The sequence below is a fragment of the Arhodomonas sp. KWT genome (assembly GCF_010993615.1).
In genome coordinates this window covers 1-775 of the sequence record NZ_WNXE01000789.1, presented here as the reverse complement: position 1 = coordinate 775, position 775 = coordinate 1, and the positions used below count along the sequence as shown (strand labels likewise).

The window sequence follows — 775 nt, the reverse complement described above, 5'->3', positions numbered from 1 at the left end:
CGCGGGCTGGAAACAACGCTCACCGTCGGCATCCGCGTACTCGACACCGGTAGCGCGGCCGTTGCGGCTGGTCACACGGATGACGCTCGCATGGTTGCGGATCTCGGCGCCCGCGGCCAGCGCCCCGGGGACATCGCGGACCAGCGGGTTGTAGAGCGCCCCCGTCGGGCAGCCGGCGTCGCACCAGCCGTCATAGATACACGCGGCCCGTCCGGCGTAGGGCTGGGAGTTGATCGCCATCGGCATGGGCGCGGTATGCATGCCCATGGCGTCGAAGCCGCGACGGATGGCCTCGGCCTGACCGAAGGTGGCAAGCGGCGGCATCGGGTAGGGATCGCCCGCCGGGCGCCAGATCTCCGCCTCCGCGTCTCCGGACAGTCCGACCGCCTTCTGGATGCGGTCGTAGTACGGGCGCAGGGTGGCGTAATCGAATGGCCAGTCCCGGCCGCGGCCGAAACGGCTACGCATCTCGAAGTCCGATTCGTCCAGGCGCAGCCACGTGCCGTAGTGATGGGTCGCCGCGCCGCCATTGCCCCAGCCGGCATTGAACCCGTAGCCGAAGGGATGTTCACCGGTCGTCACCACCTGCTCGCCACCCCAGCGCAGGCGCCGGGCCCAGATCAGGCTGCTCTGAAGATCGGTGTGCTGCCAGCCGGGGCCGGCCTCCAGCACCGCCACTGACCGGCCGGATTCCGCCAGGTGGCGTGCGTAGAACGCCCCCGCGGCGCCGGCACCGACGATGACCGCATCCACACTGTTCATCCGCCTCATGCCA

Annotated in this window: 1 protein-coding gene; it reads right to left on the bottom strand. The window is 70.1% G+C overall.

What is annotated here, in order from left to right:
- Positions 1 to 762, bottom strand: a 762-nt coding sequence (locus G7A99_RS22415) for an FAD-dependent oxidoreductase (RefSeq protein ID WP_240466382.1), incomplete at its 3' end; no start/stop codon positions are given.
- Between the last annotated feature and the right edge of the window lie 13 nt (positions 763 to 775).